This is a genomic window from Ramlibacter sp. (genome assembly GCF_013697775.1).
GTDB lineage: Bacteria > Pseudomonadota > Gammaproteobacteria > Burkholderiales > Burkholderiaceae_C > Ramlibacter.
This window is the reverse complement of record NZ_JACCWG010000070.1, coordinates 1-4,121: the sequence shown is the minus strand read 5'-3', so window position 1 is coordinate 4,121 and position 4,121 is coordinate 1. Positions and strand designations below refer to the sequence as shown.

General features: G+C 70.2%; 3 protein-coding genes. 1 reads left to right on the top strand and 2 read right to left on the bottom strand.

Features of this window, described 5'->3' with window-relative positions:
* On the bottom strand, positions 1 to 483 hold a 483-nt coding region (locus H0U68_RS03885), incomplete at its 3' end, for a 16S rRNA (uracil(1498)-N(3))-methyltransferase (RefSeq protein ID WP_296352870.1).
* Complete coding sequence (locus H0U68_RS03880) at positions 483 to 1,574, bottom strand: phosphotransferase (RefSeq protein ID WP_296352868.1); 1,092 nt, start codon at positions 1,572 to 1,574, stop codon at positions 483 to 485. The genes H0U68_RS03880 and H0U68_RS03885, both read right to left, overlap by 1 nt.
* A 63-nt stretch (positions 1,575 to 1,637) precedes the next feature.
* Here H0U68_RS03880 and H0U68_RS03875 point away from each other — a divergent pair, with 63 nt between their 5' ends.
* Entirely contained in the window at positions 1,638 to 4,004 is a 2,367-nt protein-coding gene (locus H0U68_RS03875) for an LPS-assembly protein LptD (protein ID WP_296352867.1), read from the top strand.
* Positions 4,005 to 4,121 lie beyond the last annotated feature (117 nt).

Genomic DNA, 4,121 nt, shown 5'->3' with positions numbered 1-4,121 from the left:
GGCCAGCCAGTCGGGCAACGCCGCCACCGGATGCACCTGCGGCACGCGGTTGCCTCCGCACTGCTCGCAGGCGGCGATGGCGACCGACTGCCAGTGCAGGCGCTTCTTCTCGGCGCGCTCGCCCGCCAGGCGCAGCACGCTGCGCTCGCACACCAGCGGCTGCACGCTGGCGGCGCCCAGTTCTGCGGCCTTTTCCACCAGCCAGTCCATGCGCTCGTTGGCCGGCATGCCGACTGCCAGGTGCACCGCGCGCGCCGGTTCGCGCTCGGCGGCGACATGCCGCTCGACGCGCGCGGCGACCTCGCTGCGTCCCATCCGTTCGATGATGGCCTGGTACTCGCCGCCCTCGCCGTTGAACAGCGTGACCGCCTGGCCCGGCTGCATGCGCAGCACCTGTACGTGGCGCGCCGCGCCGGGCGGCAAGGACAGCTGCTGCCCGGCGGCCAGCGGCACCGGGCAGTGGATGCGCGGAGTCGCGGGCACTAGACGCGGCCGAAAGCGTAGCCGGACACCGCGTCGCTGCCCTCGACATCGTCGATCAGGCGCAGCAGCGGCGCGAGCTCGCGGTAGCGGCCGGCGGTGGTGCGGATGTAGCCGATGAAGCGCGGCGTGTCGGCCAGGTATTTGGGCTTGCCGTCGCGCAAGGTGAGCCGCGCGAAGATGCCGGCCACCTTCAGGTGGCGCTGCAGGCCCATCCACTCCACCGCGCGGTAGAACTCGCCGAAGTCGGCGTTCACCGGCAGCCCGGCTTTTTGCGCGCGCTCCCAGTACCGCACGGTGACGTCCAGCACGAACTCCTCGTCCCAGCTCAGGAAGGCGTCGCGCATCAGGCTGGCGATGTCGTAGGTGATGGGGCCATGCACCGCGTCCTGGAAATCGAGCACGCCCAGGCGCGGCTCGGCCGGGTCGGCCGGCATCATCAGGTTGCGCGGCATGAAGTCGCGGTGCACGTAGACGGCCGGCGCGGCCAGGTTGTGGCGCACGATCAGCTGGAACTGCGCATCCAGCGTCTCGCGCACGGCGCCCTGCAGCTGCACGCCGCGGTGCTCTGCCAGGTACCAGTCGGGAAACAGCGCCAGCTCGCGCGCGAGCAGCGCCTCGTCGTACGGCGGCAGCACGCCGGGGCGCGAGGCCGCCTGCCAGGCCACCAGCGCATCGACCGCGCGCTGGTACAGGCGCGTGTTGGCCATGGGGTTGTCGCGGTCCACCACCTCGATCATGGTCTGGTGCCCGAGGTCGCTTAGCAGCATGAAGCCGTGCGCCTCGTCCCAGGCCAGCACGCGCGGCACGTTCAGGCCGGCCTCGGCCATCAGCGCGGCCACCTTCACGAACGGCCGGCAGTCTTCCTTGTCGGGCGGCGCATCCATGATGATGAAGCTGCCGTCGGCGCCCTGCACGCGCAGGTAGCGCCGGAAACTGGCGTCGGCCGAGGCGGGCTGCACGCTGGAGGCGTCGAGCCGGTGGGTGGCACTCGCCTCCTGCAGCCATCGGTGGAAAGCCGCTTCGCGCACGGGGTCCGTCCACGGCACGGCGGCCGGGGCGGAAGAAGTTGGGGGGGACGCTGAATCGCTCATGGATAATTCATTCTACAAATCCATTCGTGCCGGCCCCTTCGGGCCGGCCGTTGTTTCTCCCCGATGCACATCCCGAACTCCCGGTCCTTGCCCGCCCGTTTCGCGCTGACCCCCCTGGCCGTGGTGGCCGCGGCTGTGCTGCAGGCATCGCCCGCCTGGGCCCAGCAGGCCGCCGGCAATGCGCCGGCACAGCTGCGTCCCACGCCCGCGCTGCGCGAGGCCATCCCGCGCGAGTCGCGGCGCGAGCTGCCCACCTTCGTCTCGGGCGAGCGCCTGTCCGGGCGCACCGACCTGGAAACCGTGGTCGAGGGCGCGGCCGAGCTGCGCCGCGGCAGCGTGGTCATCCGCGCCGACCGGCTGGAGTACTACCAGCCCGACGACCTGGCCAAGGCGCGCGGCAACGTGCACCTCAACCAGGCCGGCAACATCTTCGAAGGGCCGCTGCTGGAGCTGAAGGTCGACGCCTTCGAGGGCTTCTTCAACGAGCCGCGCTACCGCTTCCTGCGCAACGAGGCCTACGGCGAGGCCGACCGCGCTGACTTCCTCGACGAGAACCACGCGGTGATCCGCAACGCCACCTACACCACCTGCAAGCGCAGGCCCGGCCCGGACTGGATGCCCGACTGGATCCTGCGCGCGGCCAGCCTCAAGCTGGACCAGGAGCAGGAGGTCGGCCATGCGGACGGTGCAGTGCTGAGCTTCTTCGGCCTGCCGATCCTGCCGGTGCCCTCGATGAGCTTTCCGCTGTCGGACACGCGCAAGTCGGGGTTCCTGCCGCCCACCTTCGGCCTGGACAACGTGAGCGGCCTGGAACTCACGGTGCCGTACTACTGGAACATCGCGCCGAACCGGGACGCCACTTTTTACCCGGCGCTGATGTCCAAGCGCGGCGTCGACCTGGCCGGCGAGTTCCGCTACCTGGAGTCCGACTACCAGGGCACCGTGCGCGCCAACTACATGCCGGGCGACCGGCTGCGCCACCGTGACCGCTGGGGCTTCTCGGGCAAGCACGACGGCGCGTTCAGCCTGGGCGAGCAGCGGATCGGCCTGAACCTCAACCTGAACCGGGTCAGCGACGACAACTACTGGCGCGACTTCTCCCGCGGCGGCACCTCGCTCACGCAGCGCCTGCTGGCCAACGACGGGGCACTGTCCTGGGCGCAGGGCAACTTCTCGCTGACCGCGCGGGCCCTCAAGTGGCAGGTGCTGCAGGACCCGACCTCGCCGATCATCCCGCCCTACGACCGGGCGCCGCAGGTGGTGGGCCGCTATTCGCGCGAGGACCTGCCCGGCGGCCTGCAGGCCTATGTCGAGAGCGACTACACCCGCTTCGAATCGGACCGCGTCCTCACCGGCCAGCCGAATGCGCGGCGCAGCTTCACCGTGGCGCGCCTGAGCCGCCCGTGGCAGACGCCCGGCTGGTTCGTCACGCCCCGACTGCAGCTGCACACCACCAATTACCAGTTCGACGCGCCGCTGGCCAATGGCGCGACCTCGGCCAACCGCACCGTGCCCACCGTCAGCCTGGACAGCGGCCTGGTGTTCGAGCGCGACGCCAGCTACTTCGGCCGGGCCTTCCGCCAGACGCTGGAGCCGCGCGCCTTCTACGTCTACACGCCGTACCGCGACCAGAACCTGCTGCCGGTGTACGACACCGCGGCCCAGGACTTCAACTTCGCGACCATCTACACCGACAACGCGTATGTGGGCAACGACCGCATCGCCGACAACAACCTGCTGACCCTGGGCGCCACCACGCGCCTGATCGACCCCGACAACGGCGCCGAGGTGGCGCGCTTCGGCGTCGCGCAGCGCCTGCGCTTCAAGGACCAGCGCGTTACCCTGCCGGGCGAAACGCCGGTCAGCGAACGTCTGTCGGACATCCTGTTCGGCGCTTCGGTCAACTGGTCGCCCAAGTGGAGCACCGATGCCACGGTGCAATACAACCCCAAGAACGGCCAGTCGATCCGCTCGACGATCGGCGCGCGCTACAGCCCGCGCGACTACCACGTGGTCAGCGCCGCCTACCGCCTGCAGCGCGGCCTGAGCGAGCAGCTGGACGTGGGCTGGCAGTGGCCGCTGAACGACCTGTGGGGCGACCGCGGCCAAGACCTCGGGCCCGGCCGCGGCGAAGGCGAAGGCCGCTGGTACAGCGTGGGCCGGATGAACTTCAGCCTGAAGGACCGCCGCCTCGTCGACGCCGTGGTCGGGCTGGAATACGATGCCGGCTGCTGGCTGGGCCGCGTCGTGTTCGAGCGGCTGCAAAGCAGCACCTCGAGCGCCAACAAGCGCATCCTGTTCCAGCTGGAGTTCGTGGGCTTCAGCCGCCTGGGCTCCAACGCCCTGAAGGCGCTCAAGGAAAACGTCCCGCGCTACCAGTACCTGCGCGAAGAGGTCACCACGCCCAGCCGCTTCGGCAATTACGAATGATGATGAAAGAGCTCCCGATGAACCGTCGTCTCCCGATCCTCGCGCTGGGGCTTGCGGCCGCGCTCGCGCTGTTCGCGTTCCCTGCCGCGGCCCAGGGCCTGCGGCTCGGCCCGCAGG

What these genes read in the sequence shown, in the direction of transcription:
- H0U68_RS03880 (WP_296352868.1), bottom strand. Translation starts at nt 1,574, where the DNA reads ATGAGCGATTCAGCGTCCCCCCCAACTTCTTCCGCCCCGGCCGCCGTG.
- H0U68_RS03875 (WP_296352867.1), top strand. Translation starts at nt 1,638, where the DNA reads ATGCACATCCCGAACTCCCGGTCCTTGCCCGCCCGTTTCGCGCTGACC.